Source organism: Oleiphilus sp. HI0086, assembly GCF_001635225.1.
Map to the genome: position 1 here is coordinate 1 of NZ_LWFZ01001266.1, position 685 is coordinate 685.

Below are 685 nucleotides of genomic sequence, written 5' to 3' on the forward strand. Positions count from 1 at the left end.
TTTCAAGCAAATAGTTTAAGGGAACAAATACCTGGCTCTGCTCAAGCTTGCCTGAAAAACCTTTATCTAGAATTTGCCACGCATCATCGACAATCTTATCTACTTTAATCAGCCTTGGCATATACGCGCTCCTTAAAAGGTAGCATTCCAATTCTACGGAATGTATCAATAAACAGTTCTTCTTCAGTTCGGTTTTCAATATAAACGTTGATAATCTTTTCAACGACTTCAGGCATCTGAGCTCTAGCGAAGGACGGGCCTAATATTTTGCCAATGGCGGCATCTTTACCCGAGTTTCCACCTAGAGATACCTGATAGAATTCTTCGCCGCGCTTATCAACACCGAGAATTCCAATGTTACCCACATGGTGATGACCGCAAGCGTTCATACAGCCTGATATATTTAAATCGATCTCGCCGATGTCATAGACATAATCTAGATCATCAAACTTGATTTGAATCTGCTCAGCTACTGGTATTGATTTGGCGTTTGCAAGGCCACAAAAGTCGCCGCCTGGGCAGCAAATAATGTCTGTAATCATGCCAAGGTTAGGCGTTGCAAAACCAGCTGCTTTAGCCTCACTCCATAATTCAAACAACATATTCTGAGGAACGTCTGCAAGAACAATGTTCTGGTCGTGTGTTACACGGACTTCACCAAAACTATACTTATCAGCCATGTCTG

At 42.2% G+C, this 685-nt stretch carries 1 pseudogene; it reads right to left on the minus strand.

Going from position 1 to position 685, the window contains the following annotated elements:
• Positions 1 to 104: 104 nt before the first annotated feature.
• Positions 105 to 685: pseudogene (locus A3756_RS21895) on the minus strand (nitrite/sulfite reductase); the annotation flags it as partial.